The organism is Mesorhizobium sp. M7D.F.Ca.US.004.03.1.1 (assembly GCF_003998635.1).
GTDB classification, from domain to species: domain Bacteria; phylum Pseudomonadota; class Alphaproteobacteria; order Rhizobiales; family Rhizobiaceae; genus Mesorhizobium; species Mesorhizobium loti.
Genome location: NZ_RZQG01001547.1, coordinates 1 through 774, shown reverse-complemented (window position 1 = coordinate 774; position 774 = coordinate 1). Strand labels below are relative to the sequence as shown.

The following is a 774-nucleotide window of genomic DNA, read 5'->3' as shown; positions in this document are numbered from 1 at the left end:
TCGTTGTAGCGCCGCATGATCTCGGCCGTTTGCCGTGAGAGATCGTACGCGGTTGCATCCATGACAAGCTCCTGTGTCATCTTCTTTCTCCTGGCTTCATTGGCCTTTGATGGCTTCGACGAGCGTCGCCTTGAGGGTGATCTGAGACACGCCGGCAAGGGCCCGCGAGACGAGGCAGCCTGCCTTGGCGGACTGTGCAAGGCGCTCGAATTCATCTTCGGCGAGTCCCGCGACCTCTGCCTCGGTTTCGAGCTCGATACGGGTGATCGTCGGTCCCGCCGCGGTGGCGCCGAGGTGCACCTTCGCCACGGTGCGAATGCTGTCGGGGATATGGCCTTCCCGACCGAGGATGGCGGTCAGCGCCATCGAGAAGCAGCCGGCGTGCGCTGCGGCGATCAGTTCCTCCGGATTGGTGCCAGGACCGTTCTCGAAACGCGATGGGAAGGAATAGGCGCCTTCGAAGGCGCCGCTGCCGAGCCGCAATCGGCCCGAACCTTCCTTCAGCGTTCCTTGCCACTCGGCTGAGGCTTCACGAATGTCATTGTCGTTCTCCCTTGGTTTGAGGACTTGATGGGTCAGGCGCCGTCGATGATCACTTTCCCGAAGACGTCGCCCTGCTGGAAATAGCGGTAGGCATCGCCGGCCTCGGTGAAGGCGAAGACCCTGTCGATGACGGGCCGCAGGCGGTGCTGCGAGACGCCGCGCAGCATGGCTTCGAGATTGGTCCGGTTGCCGACGAAGAGGCGGCTGATGGTGGCGAGGCTGCGCTGGTAG

Annotated in this window: 2 protein-coding genes; both read right to left on the bottom strand. The window is 63.2% G+C overall.

All coding sequences use genetic code 11. The features are described from left to right. Nucleotides 1-96: 96 nt before the first annotated feature. Nucleotides 97-537, bottom strand: coding sequence for an OsmC family protein (locus EN935_RS38580; protein ID WP_109663390.1), 441 nt, complete (start codon nt 535-537; stop codon nt 97-99). Between the two features lie 38 nt (nt 538-575). Continuing rightward, nucleotides 576-774 (bottom strand): zinc-binding dehydrogenase (locus EN935_RS38575; RefSeq protein ID WP_164771855.1); only part of this gene is annotated, 199 nt, incomplete at its 5' end.